The 18490-nt window shown below is 45.0% G+C and carries 14 protein-coding genes and 2 pseudogenes (2 of these 16 running past the window's edge); 10 read left to right on the plus strand and 6 right to left on the minus strand.

All coding sequences use genetic code 11. The features are described 5' to 3' along the window. Positions 1-145, plus strand: a pseudogene (locus tag F3741_06550) (radical SAM protein); it begins 983 nt to the left of the window's first position. Between the two features lie 163 nt (positions 146-308). Beyond that, positions 309-2954, plus strand: coding sequence for an ATP-dependent chaperone ClpB (clpB, locus tag F3741_06555; GenBank protein MZG30456.1), 2646 nt, complete (start codon positions 309-311; stop codon positions 2952-2954). Between the two features lie 66 nt (positions 2955-3020). On the opposite strand, the gene F3741_06560 is transcribed toward clpB, so the two are convergent. From F3741_06560 to F3741_06580, 5 genes are all read right to left on the minus strand, one after another. Beyond that, a complete protein-coding gene (locus tag F3741_06560) occupies positions 3021-4091 on the minus strand; it encodes an AI-2E family transporter (GenBank protein ID MZG30457.1) in 1071 nt (356 codons plus the stop codon). A 2-nt stretch (positions 4092-4093) separates the two neighbouring features. Continuing rightward, on the minus strand, positions 4094-5074 hold the full coding sequence (locus F3741_06565; protein ID MZG30458.1) for a DUF2066 domain-containing protein: 981 nt from the start codon (positions 5072-5074) through the stop codon (positions 4094-4096). Further along, positions 5071-5838 carry an rRNA pseudouridine synthase gene (locus tag F3741_06570; protein MZG30459.1) on the minus strand — a complete coding sequence of 256 codons (768 nt, stop codon included), beginning with the start codon at positions 5836-5838 and terminating at the stop codon, positions 5071-5073. Before F3741_06570 ends, F3741_06565 begins: the two co-directional genes overlap by 4 nt. A 207-nt stretch (positions 5839-6045) precedes the next feature. After that, the gene (gene scpB / locus F3741_06575) at positions 6046-6657 is read right to left on the minus strand and encodes an SMC-Scp complex subunit ScpB (protein ID MZG30460.1); all 612 of its coding nucleotides are present in this window, start codon (positions 6655-6657) and stop codon (positions 6046-6048) included. A gap of 169 nt (positions 6658-6826) precedes the next feature. Further along, complete coding sequence (locus F3741_06580; protein ID MZG30461.1) at positions 6827-8008, minus strand: 2'-deoxycytidine 5'-triphosphate deaminase; 1182 nt, start codon at positions 8006-8008, stop codon at positions 6827-6829. Between the two features lie 219 nt (positions 8009-8227). Between F3741_06580 and F3741_06585 the strand changes: the two genes are divergently transcribed. The 5 genes from F3741_06585 (at position 8228) to F3741_06605 (ending at position 15145) form a co-directional block, all read left to right on the plus strand. Next, complete coding sequence (locus F3741_06585) at positions 8228-10171, plus strand: hypothetical protein (protein ID MZG30462.1); 1944 nt, start codon at positions 8228-8230, stop codon at positions 10169-10171. Positions 10172-10304: 133 nt separating this feature from the next. Beyond that, positions 10305-11747 (plus strand): cysteine--tRNA ligase, encoded by a 1443-nt coding sequence (locus tag F3741_06590; GenBank protein MZG30463.1) that lies wholly within the window; start codon positions 10305-10307, stop codon positions 11745-11747. A 307-nt stretch (positions 11748-12054) separates the two neighbouring features. Then, the gene (locus F3741_06595) at positions 12055-12861 is read left to right on the plus strand and encodes a sulfate adenylyltransferase subunit 2 (protein ID MZG30464.1); all 807 of its coding nucleotides are present in this window, start codon (positions 12055-12057) and stop codon (positions 12859-12861) included. Continuing rightward, entirely contained in the window at positions 12862-14685 is a 1824-nt protein-coding gene (locus F3741_06600; GenBank protein ID MZG30465.1) for a GTP-binding protein, read from the plus strand. It abuts the gene before it with no gap. A 154-nt stretch (positions 14686-14839) separates the two neighbouring features. After that, complete coding sequence (locus F3741_06605) at positions 14840-15145, plus strand: 2Fe-2S iron-sulfur cluster binding domain-containing protein (protein ID MZG30466.1); 306 nt, start codon at positions 14840-14842, stop codon at positions 15143-15145. 40 nt (positions 15146-15185) lie between these two features. On the opposite strand, the gene F3741_06610 is transcribed toward F3741_06605, so the two are convergent. Beyond that, positions 15186-15539 carry a hypothetical protein gene (locus tag F3741_06610; GenBank protein ID MZG30467.1) on the minus strand — a complete coding sequence of 118 codons (354 nt, stop codon included), beginning with the start codon at positions 15537-15539 and terminating at the stop codon, positions 15186-15188. A 38-nt stretch (positions 15540-15577) separates the two neighbouring features. Between F3741_06610 and F3741_06615 the strand changes: the two genes are divergently transcribed. The 3 genes and pseudogenes from F3741_06615 to F3741_06625 all read left to right on the plus strand — a co-directional run. Beyond that, the gene (locus F3741_06615; GenBank protein ID MZG30468.1) at positions 15578-16357 is read left to right on the plus strand and encodes an SDR family oxidoreductase; all 780 of its coding nucleotides are present in this window, start codon (positions 15578-15580) and stop codon (positions 16355-16357) included. Between the two features lie 11 nt (positions 16358-16368). Next, complete coding sequence (locus tag F3741_06620; protein MZG30469.1) at positions 16369-17646, plus strand: trypsin-like serine protease; 1278 nt, start codon at positions 16369-16371, stop codon at positions 17644-17646. A gap of 149 nt (positions 17647-17795) precedes the next feature. Then, a pseudogene (locus F3741_06625) lies at positions 17796-18490 on the plus strand (phosphomannomutase/phosphoglucomutase); it runs 724 nt beyond the window's last position.

The raw sequence follows: 18490 nt of genomic DNA on the forward strand, positions 1-18490 counted from the left end.
TACCATGATGGAAGAAAATGTGGTCGCCGCCGCCGGAACTGTCTATTGCATGGACGAAGAAGAAATCAAAAGATTGATCACGGATAGCGGCTTCATCCCTCAACGCCGCAACATGCGATACGACTACCTGCCCACTCCCATTTAGTGATTATTCTGTTAAGAAATTAAAAAAAGTTCGAACTGATTTTTTTCAGGATGAACGGTCTTTCTCCTTTTTGAAAAGCTTCATTTTTTCAATTCAGTAATCTTGACATAACCTCATCTCGATTTTATTTATTAAATAATAGAAATTTTTTGCAAGGTGCGTTATGCAAATTCACAAAATGACCCAAAAACTTCAGGAAGCACTCCAGTCCGCACAGTCCCTGTGTGAGGATAACCAGCACTCTACGGTTGAGTGTGGGCATCTATTACTTTGCTTATTAAAAGACCCTGAAGGTATTGGACAATTAATAATCAGCAAAGCAGGCATCAACGTTGCGCAAATCGAGGAAGCGGTCCATGAAGAAGTCAGCAAATATCCCAAAGTTTCTGGAAATACAGGCTATATTTCACAGGAATTAAATGGGGTGTTGAAACAGGCATTTGTTGAAGCACGGGAAATGAAAGATGATTTTGTTAGCATCGAACATGTATTTTTGGCAATCTCGAAAAACAAATCGTGTAATAAAGCTTTTCAATCAACAAGATTGACTCCCGCAGCCATACTCGATTCTTTAAAAGAAATTCGAGGAAACTCCAAAGTGACAGACCCAAATCCTGAATCAAAATACAATGTTCTTGAAAAATTTTGTATCGACTTAACAGATCGAGCAAAGATTGGAAACCTGGATCCTGTAATTGGTCGTGATATTGAAATCAGAAGAGTACTACAAGTGCTTAGCCGAAGAACAAAGAACAATCCTGTTTTGATCGGTGAACCAGGAGTGGGTAAAACGGCCATTGTCGAAGGTTTGGCTCAAAGAATTAATAATAAAGATGTCCCGGAAAGTTTGAAAGAAAAACGGATCCTGATGCTGGACCTTGCTCAACTGGTGGCCGGATCAAAATACAGAGGCGAGTTTGAAGATAGGTTAAAAGCAGTGCTTAAAGAAATTAACTCGGCTGATGGTGAAATTATATTATTTATTGATGAACTCCACACTTTGGTTGGAGCAGGATCCACTGAGGGGTCTATGGATGCGTCTAACATGCTCAAACCAGCTTTGGCAAGGGGCGAGCTACGCTGTGTTGGTGCCACAACCCTTGAAGAATATAGAAGCAATATTGAGAAGGATGCGGCCTTGGAAAGGAGGTTTCAACCTATATTTGTTGGAGAACCAGCAATAGAAGATACGATTTCAATTTTGCGGGGTTTGAAGGAAAAATATGAGGTTCATCATGGCATTCGTATTCAAGATGCCGCAATCATAGCCGCAGCTCGATTGTCTCATAGATACATCCCGGAGCGTTTCCTGCCTGACAAGGCTATTGACCTTATAGATGAAGCGTCTTCCAGCTTGCGTATGCAAATCGATTCTATGCCCGTTGAAATCGATGAGCTTGAAAGAGCGATCACACAACTAGAAATAGAGCGTCAGGCTTTAAAAAAAGAAATAGATGCTAACTCTAAAGAGAGAACAAAGGTTATAAGTGAGAAAATTCAGCATTTAAAGACTGACTGTTCTAAAAGAAAGGATCAATGGCTGAAAGAGAAAAGGCTCATTGATGAAAAAAGGGCACTAATAGAAAGAATTGAAAAGTCCAAACATGAAGCTCTAAAAGCGGAAAGAGAAGGCAGGCTTGAGGAAGCCGCCAGGATCAAGTACAGCACATTGCCTCACTTGACCAACGAGATGGATTCCCTTGTCGCAAGTCTCGATGAGCTTCCAACAGAAGGACGCCTGCTTATTGAGGAAGTCGGGGAGGAAGAGATTTCTGTTGTTGTGTCCCGTTGGACAGGAATACCTGTGGAAAGAATGCTCAAGTCTGAACGAGAGCGTCTGGCAAAAATGGAAACGGTTTTAGAAAAAAATGTCATTGGTCAGAATGAGGCCATACACCTTGTCTCAAATGCCATTAGAAGGTCCAAGGCAGGCTTGCAGGAGTCAAGCCGCCCAATTGGGAATTTCCTATTTCTTGGCCCAACGGGTGTCGGTAAAACTCAATTAGCAAAGTCACTGGCTGAGTTTCTATTTGATGATGACCAGGCCATGGTTAGAGTGGATATGTCCGAGTATATGGAAAAACACTCTGTTGCCAGATTAACTGGGGCTCCTCCTGGATACGTAGGCTACGAGGAAGGCGGGTATCTTACGGAACAAATTCGCAGAAAACCATACAGCATCATCTTGTTCGATGAAATTGAAAAAGCACACCCAGATGTTTTTAATTTATTCCTGCAGATTATGGATGAGGGTCGATTAACAGATGGCCAAGGCAAGACGGTAAACTTTAGAAATACGGTTGTGCTTATGACCTCAAATACAGGCAGTTCAATCATTCAGGAGCTTGGCTTGCAAACCGATCGATTGGAATCGGAAAATGATGAAAACAAACTCGTCTGGAGTGAAGAGTATGAAAAAGCCCAGGATGCTGTGCAACTTGAATTGCGTAAAAGTTTCAAGCCAGAGTTCTTGAACAGAATCGACGATGTAATTCTATTTCGGAAACTCAGGCGTGATGAATTAAAGAAAATTATTGATGTCCAGTTATCAGGGCTGCATCAGCGCCTTGCAGACAAGAGACTCATATTGGATGTATCTGACTCTGCTAAAAACTTTCTGGCTGAAAAAGGATACGACCCAACATTTGGAGCACGTCCTCTAAAAAGGGCTATTCAAAAGTATATTCAAGACCCTCTATCCCTGAAAATAATCGAGGGTGATATTCAAGAAGGTTATACGATTTATGCAGACACTTGCGAATCTGGTGACAGACTATTATTTAAAACTAATATGTCCAGGGCGGCCTGATGTGCAAAAATTAAAAGGAATACTGTTTTCTCACCAACAAATAGTGGAGAAAAATAATATCTTATTTTAGGAAGAATAGATTGAGGAAGATTTATATTGCACAATACCCCTTGAGATCAGGACATTCAGGACAGCGACCCCAGGCACACCCAGTATCATCCCCGTAAGCCCAAACAACTCACCTCCCAGCAAAACCGCGAGGATAACGGCTACAGGATGAAGGCCGACATTTTCGCCCACCACCCGTGGTGTGATGACCATGCCTTCCAATGCCTGGACAACACCAAAGACCCCTGCAACTGCCAGCACCGGCATCAACTCCTGGGTATGCATATAGGTTAAAAGTGCAGAAGGCACAAAACCAAAAACCAACCCGAGATACGGCACCAGATTGACCAGTCCGGCCATCATTCCAAGCGACAGGCTCATGGGGGTGTCGCACAAAAACAGACCGATCGAATACATCACGCCCATCAAAAGTGCTACCATCAACTGACCGCGTACAAAACTCGAGAGTACCCGATCAATTTCCGAAACAATGTCTTTCGTCTTGTCCTGAAACCTGGGTGGAACCAGCTCCAATAATTTTTGGTTGAGCGAATCAAAATCCCGCAGTAAATAAAACATCACAACCGGGATGATGACCAGGTTGGCAAACATCAAAACAATATTGAACAAATTAGAAATCGAACCCCATACAAATTTACCGGAAAACTGCAGGGCCTTCATAGGCAGTTCTCCAAAACGTGACAGGCCCTCGTTAACAAACTCATCAACCTTGGCTGGGTCTAATCCGCTGATCATATCCAAAACCGGGCGGAACCACTCCTGAAAAATCCCGACATAGACAGGAATATTTTTCGCGAGGTTTTCTGCCTGCATGCTGATGATCGGGACCAGCAAAACCACAGATCCCAGCGCGAGAAGGAAAAAAGCCAACATTAAAACAAGAACAGACAGTGTTCTTGAAAATTTCAATGAAGCCAAACGGTCAACCAGAGGGTCCATGAGGTAGGCCAGCGCAAACGCGATAAAAAAAGGAGCAACCACCCGGCGGGAAAAATAAAGTGCTACGCAAACCACCACCACTACCACTAAAGAAATATAAAACAGGTTTTTATTTTTTTCCTGGTTCATGATTACATATCCGACATGGACAAAGGTGGAGCTTCAGGAGCCTTTTTAACAGGTGCCTCTATGCCTTTTTCCCAATACCGGTGAAAAGAAGGTATAAGAAAGTCCGCAAGCTTTTCGCTTGCGGTATCAAAAGCTTCCAGCTCCGCCTGCAAAGCCTGCTCATGTTTGATCGTGGAAAAGTCTGTCTTGGCAGCTATCAATGACGACTCCAAAGTTGAAACCACTTTGACATTAATATTGGCCTGAACGGTTTTGACATTTGTTTCCGCATTTTTCCCGCGAAGGTTAGATATGGCTGTTCCCACGATAACGATATCAGCACCTGTTTTCAACCCTATACTCCTTGCGGCTTTCAAGTCTCCTTTGATAGCATTCAGAGCCGTTGATTCAGAAACCATATCGCGCAGTTGTTCTCGCCCGATCACTTCAATGCCATCTTCCATCAGGTTTTTAACAAGCTGTGTTTCTGAAATTGGAAAAATGTCCCAGAATGATGACACCGGAGCAGAAGTAAAACTTTTTTCTTTGATCAACACCGCGACTTTTTTTTCACTGACTGGTCTGGCAATCACTCCCACCCCTGCCAGGGCCTGATTCACTGCCGAGGCAAAAAAACGCATTTCCAGTCTCACATCACTGGTTCTGTTGATCAAGTCATCATTCGCCTCTAAAAAACGATAACTTTTTACATAACGGGAAGCACGTCTTAAAATTTTGCGCAGATCTCTCCGGCTGGCTTCAAACTCTTCTTCTCCCATAATTTCCTTCAAAGCTGTTTCCAGACCATTCTTCAAAGCCAGCTTCACAGCTTTTTCCCTGGCTACCACATAATTTTCCCCCGGCACCTGAACCGTAGCAAAACCCTCATAAACATGACCCATATTTTGCTGTGCAAACACTTCGGTACAATAAAGACCACCAGCGATGAAAAACCAGCAACCCATCAGCTGTAACGGTAAAAACCTCCACAATTTCATAATCATACCCGCTTTTTCCGTCGTGGTTTGACCGGTTCAGGTTCTGTATTAACAAGCTTTTTTAGCGACTTAACTTCTTTAGTACTTAGAAACCTGCATGCACCAAGCGGTAACCCTGTAAGGTTAAGCCCGGCAAAATGGGTGCGTTGGAGTTTGATCACTGGATGACCGATATGTTCACAGACCCTTTTGATATGTCGGTTTTTACCTTCCACTAAAGTTAAAATGAGGAAACAGTTTTTACCACTGGGCCTTTGCACCTTTGCTTCTATTGGCTTGAATTGATTCTCTCCTTCAAGGTGCACACCCCTTGCCAGCCTTTTCAGGGTTTTTTCATTTGGCACTCCTGACACTTTTACTTTATATGTGCGAGGCACCGCATATCGAGGGTCTAACAGTTTCTTTGCAAGCTTGCCATCATTAGTAAATAACAAAACTCCCTGGGTATTGTAGTCTAAACGGCCAACAGGAAAAACCCGGGCTTTCACCACCCGGACATATTCCATCACCGTTGTTCTCCCACGCTTGTCTTTTTCCATCGTAGTCAAACAACCCGTGGGTTTATTCAAAATGACATAAGCGGACTCCTGACGCCTGGGAATCAATTTCCCCTGAACCTTGACATCGTCTTTCATCGGATCGGCCAGTGAACCAAGCTGTGTCACGACTTCTCCATTGACACTCACTTTGCCCAGCTCAATCCATCTCTCCGCTTCACGGCGCGAGGCAAGTCCTGCATCGGCAATTATTTTTTGCAAACGAATCTTCATGAAATAACCCAAAAATCATAAGAAAATATAAACAGGGAAAATCAGGTGGCAAAGGGTCGTCAAGCCGAGCAAACCTGATGACAGTCAAATAGAGTTATTGCCCGCTGGCACAGCGCCTCTCTTGCGAGAGAAGCAATCAGCAAAAACTTTTTAAGCCGAGCAAACCTGATGGCAGTCAAATTGAGTTATTGCTCGCTGGCTCAACTCCTAGTTGTCAGGTTCATCGTTGGTCGAGACCTCCGGAGACTCCGAAGCAGAAAATTCAATTTGAGTCTGAAGTGGGGGGTCTTCCCCTTCCAGCTCTTCCCTCAAATCTTCCAAAGTGGGCAGATCGCTCAAATCTTTCAGACCAAAATATTCCAGAAATTTTTGAGTCGTTCTATACATAATAGGACGTCCAGGAACTTTCTTTCGACCAGCGGGACCGATTATTTTTTTCTCTAACAGGGTCTTGATAACCCCACTGGAATCCACTCCCCGGATTTCATCCACTTCCTGACGAGTCAGTGGTTGCTTGTAGGCGATGATCGATAATGTGTCCAGGCTGGGTTGCGACAACCGGGTTGAACGGTCCAGTTTCAAAAACTTGCGAATATAATCATTATATTCATGCCGGGTGCACAACTGGTAACCGTCCGCAACCTCCGTAATCTGAAAATTACGCGAATTGTATTCTTCCTGCAATTCATCAAGAATGGATTGCAACTGCTCTTTATCGGTTCCATCCAGAAATATTTTGGTGAGTTCGGTCGCGGTCACAGGCTGGTCAGCCGCCAACAGAACATTTTCAACAATGGATTTTAATTCTTCACGTTCCATAGTTTTTTGCTCTAACGAGGGTGAAAAAATAATTCGAAACAACTCCATTGCCCATTGCCTCCATGGCTAATGGTCGGGGCGGAGTAGCCTCCGCTGGCAAAGATCGTATCCCGCTCAGCCGAGACAACACTCTTATTTCAAACAAAACTATTGCCCATTGCCTCCATGGCTAATGGTCGGGGTCGAAATATTTGCTCAACGCCAGGCCCTGCGAATGATAATTGGAATTCAATTGAAGACCATACAGTTTTTCTGGCCGTTCCACCACTTTTTCAAATTTCAGCCTGCAAAAAGTCTGACCGTCTTCTACCATAAAGGGAACATCGTGGGGGCGAACTTCCATCACCGCCCTTGTACCCTGATTAATAAGATCTTCGGTTCCATTCCAGCCAAATCCGGAATCGAAAAAACCCGCGTAATGCGTACGCAGTTCCCCGCTATTAGGTTCATAGGCAATCATTTCTGCCAGCCAATCAGGCCAAATGCATACTCTTTCCTTAGACATCATTATATAAAAGCTTTCCGGCTCAAGAATCAACCTATTCTTGACATTCTTATATATCGGTTCCCAAAACTCGTCCGCCTTGTAATGACGGATTTTGGAGAGGTCAAGGACGGTTGAGTTTGTTTTTGCCTTGTAGGCGATGATTGACTCCGGCTGATCTCCTGCCACATCAACACTGACATAGATTCCTTCTTCCACCTTCACTTCATCAACGGGAATGGAAAAACCGTTCCGATCAAATAAAATAGGATTTTTTTTATATTTGAGAACCAGCTTCTTTTTGTCCAAACTCTGTGATGTCTTGTGTGCAAGCCGAAGTTGATTCAGGGACAACCCTGCATGGACCTTCACCGGGAAGGAACGGGAAATGATTTCCAGATATAAATTACCCCGATAACCAAGTGGAACCTCATCAAACCTGTGACCTCCATCAACAATAACGCGGGTAAACATATCTAACCGGCCCGTTGAGCTTTTAGGGTTTGCCAACCCATATATGGAATCGGGAAGAGCCAACTCTTCCATCAGAGGGATAAGATAAATTGCGTTTTTTTCCAATATCCCTCCATCGCTTATGTCGAATTCGTAAAGATTGACATCTTTGAGCTTCGTTTCCACCTTTTCATTTTCTGGCAGGAAGCTACATTGAATGCGATAAGCTTTACGTCCAAGACGTAAATCCATACTCACAGGTTGAATCTGAGAGGCGTTGATTGGATCTTGAGAATGGATCATTCCCTGACGGTGCACCTGTTCGATCAACTGGCATGGAAGATACCCTGACTTCCCCTTCAAATAAGTGATCAGGTCGTTTTCCAGGCTTTTATCTTCTGTTGTTGAGTTCATTAGAGCGTTTAGTATTCAGGTACGTCCAACTTTTTCTGGCAAAGAAACCGCCTTTTTAACAGGCTGATCCGGTTGACAGGCTGTTTGAGGCTATGATTTAATCGTATTACTCAAAATAATTCAACCTGATTATTATATAAAGGAATAAAAACCATTTTGAGACGATCTTTATTCGATCTGTCTCTATAACGTCATTCATTCTTAGGCTCTGATAAAACTATGACCTCCAAAAACAATAAAGTTGACTCATCAGGAAAAAGTCTGATTCAAAGCTCTTTCCAAATATTCATCTGGGTGAGTGTATTAGGTGTCGGGCTTTGGGCCTTGATGCATTACTCAGCACCTGAGAGTAATCTGGAGCCTTATAAAAATAGTCAAGAAGCTAAAACAACGGTACCGAAAAAGAAAGAACCCAAAAAAAACAATGACTTCAAACTCCCCAGCAACCTGGACAAGGGGAACCTGATAAAAGCCGCCACCTCCCTGCCTTCGCAGCAACAGTCTCAATTACCCCGGGAAGCCCTGGAACACATCCAAAAAGGCATGCAACTCACTGAGGAGGGCAAGTTCAACGCGGGAGATATGGAGTTTGAAAAAGCCGCCAAAATCAGTCCCAATTCACCTATGCTTTACTCAATCTGGGGCGCGGCTCTGCGCATGGCTAAAAAGTTTGAAGGGGCCAACAGGCGATTCGCCCGCGCTCATGAACTTTCACCTGATGATGAAGAGATCACCTTTAACTGGGGCATGAGCGAACTGGAAGCCGATCACCCGGATGAAGCAATACGGTTGTTTCAAAAAACCGTTAAACTTTCTCCCAACAATTTCATGGGCTACAACATGCTGGGGAAATCCCATGGCAGGAAAAAAATGTACGAAGAGGAAAAATCAGCCTATAAGAAGGCTATTTCTATCAATCCCGATTTTGCCCAGGGGCATTTTAATTTGGGTATAGTTTTAGGTATCCAGAAAAAATTCGAAGACGCCGCACCACATTTCCTAAAAGCTATTGAGCTCGACAAACAATTTGAAAAACCATTCGTCATCCAGATGCTGACGGCTTTAGGACTCTATGATCCCGCGGCTGAAAAACCAATCAAGAAAGACACTGAAAAATCCCCTGAAATTGTTAAGCAGGCAAAAATCGAAACTCCCCCTGCTGTTGAAAAAGTCAGTGACGAAAAAAAATCTGAGGGCTCTGACCATAATATGGAAGAAGGGTCCAAGAAAGTTAAGAATACGACTACGGTAAAAGGCAATATCAAGATCAATGGACAAAAGCCGGGTCCCAATACCCTGGTATTCCTGGAAACCAAAAGCAAGCTCAGAGCCGCTAACCAGAAAACCCAAAAACTGACTATACGCCAGAGCGGTTTGCAGTTCAGTCCCAAACATTCGGTCGTACTTGTTGGGTCAACCATCACGTTCTCCAATGAAGACCGCGAAGTGCATAACATTTACTCCAAATCCTTAAGCAATCAGTTCAACCTGGGGGCCATGGCATCAGGTTCTTTCAAAACCGTTGAATTCACACAAGCTGGACCCGTGGTACTGAGGTGCAATATGCATAAAGACATGATAGGTACCCTGTTCGTTGTGCCCAACGGTTACTACACAAAACCAGATGCCAATGGAGATTACCAGTTCGATAATATCAAGAGCGAAGGGTACATCATGCAGGTCTGGGACCCGATGCTGGCCCCGGATGAAGTCGAAGCCAACCTCAGGTCTGCCGATCTGACGGGTGTCGACCAAACTTTTGATTTCGATATCAAATCCGCCTCGGTCCCCGGAGAAATCCATGACATGACCGACCCGACTGACTACAACGCAATTGTGGACAATATTGAAAAAGAAATGCTGCAAGCCATTGAGGACTGGAAAAACGGTAAAAAGTTCATTTCCCGCAAACGCATGTTGATGGCCATCACCAAACATTACGATGGTGAAGGACTAAAAGGAGCGATCGCTAAAAGTTTCAGCTCCAAACGAAGCATCCAACTGGAACAGAAACTGGATAAAATCCGCAAAGAAATATCCGGTTTTAGTAAAGAAGAAGTTACCGAAAGCTCTCTCATCAGCCAGGCCAAGTTCGCCGTTTCGCAACTGCGCCTGAACGTCAAGGAACTTGAAACCCGAATAAAACCAGATAACGGGAAATAACCTTCAAGTCTGGCAGTCGGGTGAGCGTCAACGCTACATTGCCACCAGGCTGTGTTGGCTTCCCTCGCACTTTACAAGGAAAAATATCATGTGCTCAGTTGCCTACACGGCTAGTGGGTGATATTTTATCGACATGAGCCTATATATATACAACACCCTTAGCCGGAAAAAAGAAGTCTTCACACCCATGAAGGAAAAACAAATCGGTATGTACGTATGCGGTGTCACCGTTTACGACTACTGTCATGTGGGGCACGCCCGTGCCGCTATCGTCTTCGACACTTTCTACCGTTATTTCCAGCACCTTGGCTACGATGTCCATTTTGTGCGTAACTTCACTGACATTGATGACAAGATCATCAACCGTGCCAATGAGGAAAATGTAGACTGGCAGGAAGTCAATCGAAAATACATCTCAGCCTTTTATGAAGACATGGGCCAGCTCAACATTGCCTCGCCCACTGAAGAACCGAAAGCCACAGACCACATCCCTGAAATGCTTGAAATGATCCAGTCCCTGGTGGATCAGGACAAAGCCTATGAAGTTGAGGGGGATGTCTTCTATTCTATTAAGTCATTTAAAGAATATGGATGCCTTTCCGGGAAAAATATTGATGAACTGCAATCAGGCGCCCGTGTCGAAGTCAACGATATCAAACGGGATCCGCTAGACTTCGCCCTATGGAAAAAAAGCAAACCTGATGAACCATCCTGGGACAGTCCCTGGGGACGAGGCAGGCCCGGTTGGCATATAGAGTGTTCAGCAATGAGCAAAAAATATCTTGGCGATACTTTTGACATTCATGGCGGCGGCAAAGACCTGGTTTTTCCACATCATGAAAATGAAATCGCCCAGTCATGCGGCTGCACAGGCAAGCAACCTGTCCGTTACTGGGTGCATAATGGATTCGTCAATATTGACAAAGAGAAGATGTCAAAATCCCTGGGTAATTTTTTCACCATCCGTGAGGTCTATAAAAAATATCATCCTGAGGTATTGCGCCTGTTTCTCATCAGCAGTCATTACCGAAGCCCTATCGATTTTTCTGAAAAAAACCTGGACGACGCAACTAAGGTCCTTTCCCGGTTTTATGAAGGTTTAGAAGGAGCGCGCAAAAAGGTTGAAGGATTAGACCCGGCATCTATCCCCGACTTCAAGGAAAAAATAAGAAACCATGAGCTGACGAAAAAATTTGAAGCGGCCATGAACGATGACTTGAACACAGCCGTGGCAATGGCCCACATGAATGAAGAACTGCGCAACCTCAACACCTCTGTTCAGGGAAAAGGAGATTCACTGGAAGACCTTGCTGTTGCAGTCAATGCATGGGAAGAAGCGGGAAAAATTCTGGGTCTGTTTTCCAGGACTCCTGAAGAATTTGAAAAAGAGCTTTTCGAAATTAAAAACCTGGACCGAAATCTGGACGTCAACAAAATAGAGCAGTTGATCGCAGACCGTAACACTGCACGCCAATCCAAAAACTGGGCAGAAGCCGACCGTTGCCGGGATGAGTTAACACAAATGGGAGTCCTTATTGAGGACACTCCGAGCGGCACTGAGTGGAAATTGAAATGACGGCAACGGACTCATACCTGGAGTTCACAGAGACATTCAACCAGCTCCAGGTATTGAGTTCCGAAAAACAAAATCAAGGTTTAATGCAGGTTTGCCAGGATTTTTGCACTCAAAATAAGAATAATTGTCTGAAATGTCAGTTTCCGGATGTGGTAAACAAACATTTTTCATAAAAAAACCCCAAAACAGCATCAAGGCCATTGCGGAATTCACCAATTTCCCCTACAATCGACATCCCCCTTGATTGTATTGAACATTCGAGATAAAGTAATAATTCCCCTTTAAACAATAAGGAATTACAGTTTTAATGGATCATTTAGACGAACTTGAAAATCAAAGCATTTTCATCCTGCGCGAAGCGTATAAGAACTTCAAAAACCTGGCGATGCTGTGGTCGATTGGAAAAGACTCCACCATCCTGGTTTGGATGGCACGTAAGGCATTTTTTGGTCATTGTCCTATCCCTTTGGTTCACATTGATACCACCTTCAAAATTCCTGCGATGATCGAATACCGGGACCGGGTTGCCAAAGAATGGGGACTGAATCTAGTCGTTGGTAAAAATCAAAAGGCTCTGGATGAAGGCATGAACCATGAAAAAGGCCGACTGGTTTGTTGTGAGGCATTAAAAACCCAGGGCCTGCAATGCATCATGGAACAGGAAGGTTATACGGGTCTGATCCTTGGTATTAGAAGGGACGAAGAAGGCACTCGTGCCAAGGAGCGTTATTTCTCTCCAAGGGATAAAAACTTCGAATGGAATTTTAAGGATCAGCCTCCAGAGTTATGGGACCAGTATAAAACCACTTTCTCTGAAGACACACACATCCGCATCCATCCGATCCTGCACTGGACGGAACTGAATGTCTGGGAATACATACAAAGGGAAAAAATCCCCATCATTGATCTCTATTTCGCGACACCGGAAGGAAAGCGATACAGATCTCTGGGATGCGCCCCATGCACAGGCACCATTGACTCCACTGCCAAAAACGTGGATGAAATTGTGGATGAACTAAGACACCGAACAAATACATCAGAGCGCTCCGGGCGGGCACAGGATCAGGAAAACACCTATGCCATGCAGAAACTGAGAGCCCGGGGATATATGTAAATGGGAAATAATGGTAGCACGCCAGACCTTTCCAGCCGTCTTTTACGGCTGGTCATCGTTGGTCATGTTGATCACGGTAAATCAACTCTAGTCGGACGTCTTCTCTCTGACACCGGTACCTTGCCAGAGGGCAGATTGGATTTTATCCGCGATATCTGCAAGCAACAAGGCAAAGAGTTTGAGTTTGCTTTTCTGTTGGATGCCCTTGAAGAAGAACAGGAACAAGGCATCACCATTGATACATCACAGATATTCTTCAGCACAGCAAAACGCAAGTACGTCATCATTGACGCGCCCGGCCACAAAGAGTTTCTCAAAAATATGGTAACTGGTGCCGCTGATGCTGAGGCCGCACTCCTGATGATCGATGCCAACGAAGGAGTCCAGGAGCAATCGCGACGACACGGCTATATTTTAAAACTGCTCGGTCTAACCCAGGTCGCAGTAGTCATCAACAAGATGGATTTGGTCGGTTACGATCAGAAAGTCTATAACGATATTCAATCTGAATACACGGCCTTTCTTGATTCCCTGGGGATAGAAGCCCGGGAGTTCATTCCTGTTTCGGCCAAACTCGGTGTCAACATCGCTTCGCTAAAAGATGAAATGCCCTGGTACAAGGGACCGACGGTTTTGAGCATGGTTGACCAGTTTGAGAAAAAGCCGCCGCCAGACCATCTCCCATTCCGGTTTCCGGTTCAGGATGTTTATAAATTTGACGAACGCCGCATCATCGCCGGGCGGGTCGAGTCGGGCAAGTTAAAGGTTGGCGACAGGGTTATCTTTTCGCCTTCCAACAAACAGGCGGTTGTAAAAACCATAGAAGCATGGAGCGTGCCCGAGCAGCCTACCACAGCCACTTCTTCGCAATCCATCGGGTTCACCCTTGATGAACAGATATTCGTTGAGCGTGGGGACGTGTGCACACTCATGGACCAATTGCCGATTGTCTCCACAACCTTCGATGCGAACGTCTTCTGGATGGGGCGACGCAACCTGGAAAAAGGCAGGAAGTTTGTTATCAAACTGAACACGCAGGAAGTTGAATGCGAGGTGCTTGAGTTCAAAAAGGCCATAGATGCCTCGACATTGGAAACCCTGACCAATCAGGATTTCATCGCCAAAAACGACGTTGCTGAGTTGACATTAAAAACGAGAAACCCGGTAGCCTTTGACCTGTTCGGTTCCGTGGCCACGACAGGACGGTTCGTTCTGGTGGATGAATATGATGTTTGCGGGGGCGGTATCATCACCACTTACAAACCCGCTACCAAGTCCGATAAACTCAGGGATGAAGTTCGAACAAGGGACTTCAACTGGATCAAGAGCGAAATCAAACCGGAAGAAAGGGCATACCGCAACGGACACCGTGCGGCATTGATACTCATCACCGGCGATCGCAAAACCGGCAAAGGTGATCTGGCCAGAACTTTGGAACACAGCCTGTTCCAGAACAATTTTCAAAGTTATCTGCTCGATAGAAGAAATGTAAATTTGGGAGTTGGAGCCGACCTGGAAGACCCCAAAAACAGTGGCATCAATGAATCCGCACGAAGATTGGGAGAAGTTGCAAAACTGTTTCTGGATGCCGGCCATGTGGTGATCTCCACCAGCAACGCTTTCCATCAGGAAGATCAGGCCGACCTCAGACTGTTGGCCAATCCTTATCAGGTTGTAGAAGTACAAGTGGGAGATCAATCGTCAGGAGAACCCGACCTGACACTCTCGTTGGACGAAGCAAAAAATGCGAAAGAAGCCTCGGTGAAAATCCAGGATTTTCTCAAAGAGAAGAAAATTCTGATGGGGCACAACTATTCAATATAGCCCACTCCATTGAAGGTCTAGTGGCTTCCCCCTGAAAAGGGAGGGTTGAGGGAATTTGCTTCATAAATCTGCATGTTTTTCAATTGACATTGCCCCCAATATCGGGCATTAATAGCGTTCCTGAAAATCAGTAAAAACCGGAGTACCCTTTAACATGCCTAAAATCAAGGTCATCAACACCGAAACCGGCGAAACAATTGATTTAAAAGCCGGTTATGGAGCAAACCTGAGAAAGGCCGCGCTCTTTAACGAAGCGGATGTTTATAAAGGACTGAACAAGTTCCTGAACTGTCGCGGGCATGGCATGTGCGGCAAATGCGTGGTAGAAATTGAACCGATGGAAAACGTCAATCCTCGCGGATTCTTTGAGAACATCCACAAACTCAAAGATAATCAAAAGCTCGGTTGCCGGGTCAAAGTCCTGGGCGATATCACCGTCAAAGCCGCTATCGTAGACTAAGCGCAAATACACCCGCAGTATTTTTCTGAAATCTCAACCTTTATATTCTCATAACAATTAACAATGGCAGGAGTATCAGCCCCATCGCGCTGATAAAGGCGTGTATCAGCACGTCCCAGCGTTTGCTGAACGGGACGAGTGTGATACAGTAAAGGCAGACCAAATAATCCAGCACGCCATTTTCATCGTGGGTCTGGTTCATGATCAGGTAATACACCAGGCAGAACGCGAGAGTATAAAACAGGATACGATGAACTTTCAGGATCTCGGCTGTTTTCTTCATGAACGCCATAAACAATCCAAGAAAGATGTTGGGAATATAAAATCCAATCGCAGCCACCACCCAAACCAGTGACGGCGACGATGTTATTTTCTGGATTATTGTGGGTTCCATAGAATAGAAAATATCAAGAAGATAAATCGCATACTAACATGAATCTAAAAGACCGAAAAGTAGTCATCACAGGGGCCGGAGACGGCATAGGCCGCGCTCTTGCCCTCGCCTTTGCTGAAAAAGGCGCAGTGGTTGCCGGTTGCGCAAGGAGCCAGGACCGCCTGGTTTCCCTCGCCAGTGAAATAAAGGGAGAAGGGCACTTTTTCTATTCTGCCGACCTTGGCACAGCAAAAGGTGTTGAGGATTTTCATAATAACGTAATGAAACAACTGGGCGAAATCGATGTCCTGATCAATAATGTTGGAGCAATTTTAAAGCTGGCAAACTTTTATGATCTCACCGATCAGGACTGGGAAGACTCGTTTCAGATCAACTTGATGTCTGCAGTTCGGCTGAGTCGGTACTGCATTCCTTCCCTGACAAAATCAACCTGCGCACGGATCATAAATATTTCATCGATTGCCTCTTCCAATCCGCAGGAAGTGTTTCCCCATTACAGCGCCATGAAGGCAGGACTCTCGAATTTAACGGTTTCATTAGCTCAGACCCTGGCAGCAGAAAAAATTCTGGTCAACTCTGTGTCACCCGGCCCGGTATGGAGTAAGTCATGGGAAGACGAAGCAAGAAGCTCAGGATCCGATTTTGAAAAGGTCAAAAAAGAAATCATGGAACAAACCGGAAAAACCGTTCCCCTAAATCGTATGGGAATGCCTGAAGATTTAACCGGGCTGGTCTTGTTCCTGGCTTCTGATTTATCAGGCTGGATTACAGCTACCAACTTTACTGTCGATGGCGGGGTCACACGAAATCCATTTTAATCAGGAAGTATATGTTAACTCGAAAGACAAAAGTTTTAGCGAGCGCGTTGCTGTCCTGCGTTATTATTTTTTACCTGCTTGCCGGATGCTCGGTTTCCCGTTCAAAAAATCCTGAAAAGGTCCTCGTAAATCAAGACGCCCCTATCTTTGACAAACGGTTTAAGTCTGTCTCATTGACAGATATCAACCTGGAAAATTTTTGGGACCATGCCGATGCCTCCGATGACCGCGAACCGGTTCCATTAGACAACCACACTTTTTCCCGTGTTACCGGGAAAGTCAAACAGGCGGTAGTAAACATTTACACCATCCGACTTGAGGAACGTGATGCCAGGTTTGGAATAGCCCCAAATGATCTTTTGCCAATTCGAATTCCCCTGGTTTCTTCCATTCTGGACATCATCCCCTTCCAGGTTCCCATTCCATATAAAGAAGAAGGGTTCAGCCTGGGTTCAGGGTTCCTGATCAATCGGGAAGGATACATTCTGACCAATGCCCATGTGATTTCCAACTCTGTCAACATTCGTGTGGTGCTGTCTGAAGGGAAAAAAGAATACCCGGCAAAAATTATCGGGATCGACCGCATGACCGATACCGCTCTCATTAAAATTGAGCCGGATTTCATTCCCGTGGTTTTACCTTTAGGGGATTCAGACAAACTGAAAATGGGCGAAGTGGTTCTGGCTATGGGGAATCCGCTTGGATTCCAGCATTCGGTCACATCCGGACTGATCAGCGCCAAGGAAAGAATGAACCCACACGCTGGAGACCGCTACAACAACTTTTTGCAGACCGATTCAGCCATCAACCCGGGCAGCAGTGGTGGACCACTTGTTAATCTTCATGGGGAAGCGGTTGGAATCAACACGGCTATTATTGAACAGGCACAATTGCTGGGATTCGCGATACCTATCAATATCGTTAAAGGTGTCATGGGCATGTTGATCACCGGAAAAACGGAAAGAGGATGGTTCGGAGCACATGCCGTCCCAATCACTCCCCAGAAAGCCGCTGAATTAAACTACCTGGAACCGGATGGAATTGTTATCAAAGAAGTGGAAAAAGACAGTCCCGCTGAAAAGTCCGGTTTGAAAGTAAATGACATTATCACCGAGTTTGAAAAACAACCAATCACCAATCTCGCGCTTTTACAAAGAAAACTTTTGACTCTCGTACCCGGACAGGAAATACATTTAACGATCTTCAGGGATGAAAAAACCTTTGAGGTTTCGAGCATCCTGGCTCATAAAAATTCTTCAGAAAATATAGAAAATGAACCAACTTCATGAGCATTAAGCGGATCACTGAAAATTAACCTTTACCGCGGCCTGCTTGCGTTTTAGATAAACTAGAAGTATTCTCCCGGTAGAAATGGCCTTAACAATTCGTCATTTTTGAACTATCCAACAACTAAAAATAAAATATCTTAATTATGTCTATTAACCCGCAAATTTTTCGTGAATATGATATCCGCGGTATCGTTGGCAAAGACCTCACCCCCGAAACCGTTCAACAAATAGGTCAAGCTATTGGCACTTATATAAAACGCCAGGGAGGAAAATCTCTGGTAGTGGGACGCGATGTTCGATCCAGTTCCGTGGAGTTCCGGGATATCTTAGCCCAGGCACTGAATTCGACAGGCTGCGATGTCGTGGACATTGGAATGGTCCCCACACCTGTTTCCTATTTCGCGCTTCACCACCTTGAGGCCGATGGCGGTGTGATGATCACCGGCAGCCACAATCCTCCAGAGTTCAATGGCTTTAAAATCAGCCTCGGCCAACACAGTTTATACGGCAAAAAAATTCAGGAACTCAAGGGCCTGATTGAGGCTGATGATTTTGAAACCGGAACGGGAAAAACCGACCAGACAAATGTGTTGGAACCTTACATGGATAACATTTGTTCGATCATCAATGTTCCCAGAAAAGTGAAAGTTGTGGTCGATGGGGGTAACGGGTGTTTCGGAATTACTGGTCCACAACTTTTGAAAAAGCTTGGTCTGGACCCCATAGAAATTTTTTGCGAACCAGATGGCACCTTCCCCAACCACCACCCCGACCCGACCGTAGAGGAAAACCTGGCAGGGCTGATCGAAAAAGTTCGCTCGGAAAACGCGGAACTCGGTATAGG

The organism is Nitrospinota bacterium (genome assembly GCA_009873635.1).
GTDB lineage: Bacteria > Nitrospinota > Nitrospinia > Nitrospinales > VA-1 > LS-NOB.

What these genes read in the sequence shown, in the direction of transcription:
- F3741_06610 (MZG30467.1), bottom strand. Translation starts at nt 15,539, where the DNA reads ATGGAACCCACAATAATCCAGAAAATAACATCGTCGCCGTCACTGGTT.
- F3741_06600 (MZG30465.1), top strand. Translation starts at nt 12,862, where the DNA reads ATGGGAAATAATGGTAGCACGCCAGACCTTTCCAGCCGTCTTTTACGG.
- F3741_06585 (MZG30462.1), top strand. Translation starts at nt 8,228, where the DNA reads ATGACCTCCAAAAACAATAAAGTTGACTCATCAGGAAAAAGTCTGATT.
- F3741_06565 (MZG30458.1), bottom strand. Translation starts at nt 5,074, where the DNA reads ATGATTATGAAATTGTGGAGGTTTTTACCGTTACAGCTGATGGGTTGC.
- F3741_06605 (MZG30466.1), top strand. Translation starts at nt 14,840, where the DNA reads ATGCCTAAAATCAAGGTCATCAACACCGAAACCGGCGAAACAATTGAT.
- F3741_06580 (MZG30461.1), bottom strand. Translation starts at nt 8,008, where the DNA reads ATGAACTCAACAACAGAAGATAAAAGCCTGGAAAACGACCTGATCACT.
- F3741_06590 (MZG30463.1), top strand. Translation starts at nt 10,305, where the DNA reads ATGAGCCTATATATATACAACACCCTTAGCCGGAAAAAAGAAGTCTTC.
- F3741_06570 (MZG30459.1), bottom strand. Translation starts at nt 5,838, where the DNA reads ATGAAGATTCGTTTGCAAAAAATAATTGCCGATGCAGGACTTGCCTCG.
- clpB (MZG30456.1), top strand. Translation starts at nt 309, where the DNA reads ATGCAAATTCACAAAATGACCCAAAAACTTCAGGAAGCACTCCAGTCC.
- F3741_06615 (MZG30468.1), top strand. Translation starts at nt 15,578, where the DNA reads ATGAATCTAAAAGACCGAAAAGTAGTCATCACAGGGGCCGGAGACGGC.
- F3741_06560 (MZG30457.1), bottom strand. Translation starts at nt 4,091, where the DNA reads ATGAACCAGGAAAAAAATAAAAACCTGTTTTATATTTCTTTAGTGGTA.
- scpB (MZG30460.1), bottom strand. Translation starts at nt 6,657, where the DNA reads ATGGAACGTGAAGAATTAAAATCCATTGTTGAAAATGTTCTGTTGGCG.
- F3741_06595 (MZG30464.1), top strand. Translation starts at nt 12,055, where the DNA reads ATGGATCATTTAGACGAACTTGAAAATCAAAGCATTTTCATCCTGCGC.
- F3741_06620 (MZG30469.1), top strand. Translation starts at nt 16,369, where the DNA reads ATGTTAACTCGAAAGACAAAAGTTTTAGCGAGCGCGTTGCTGTCCTGC.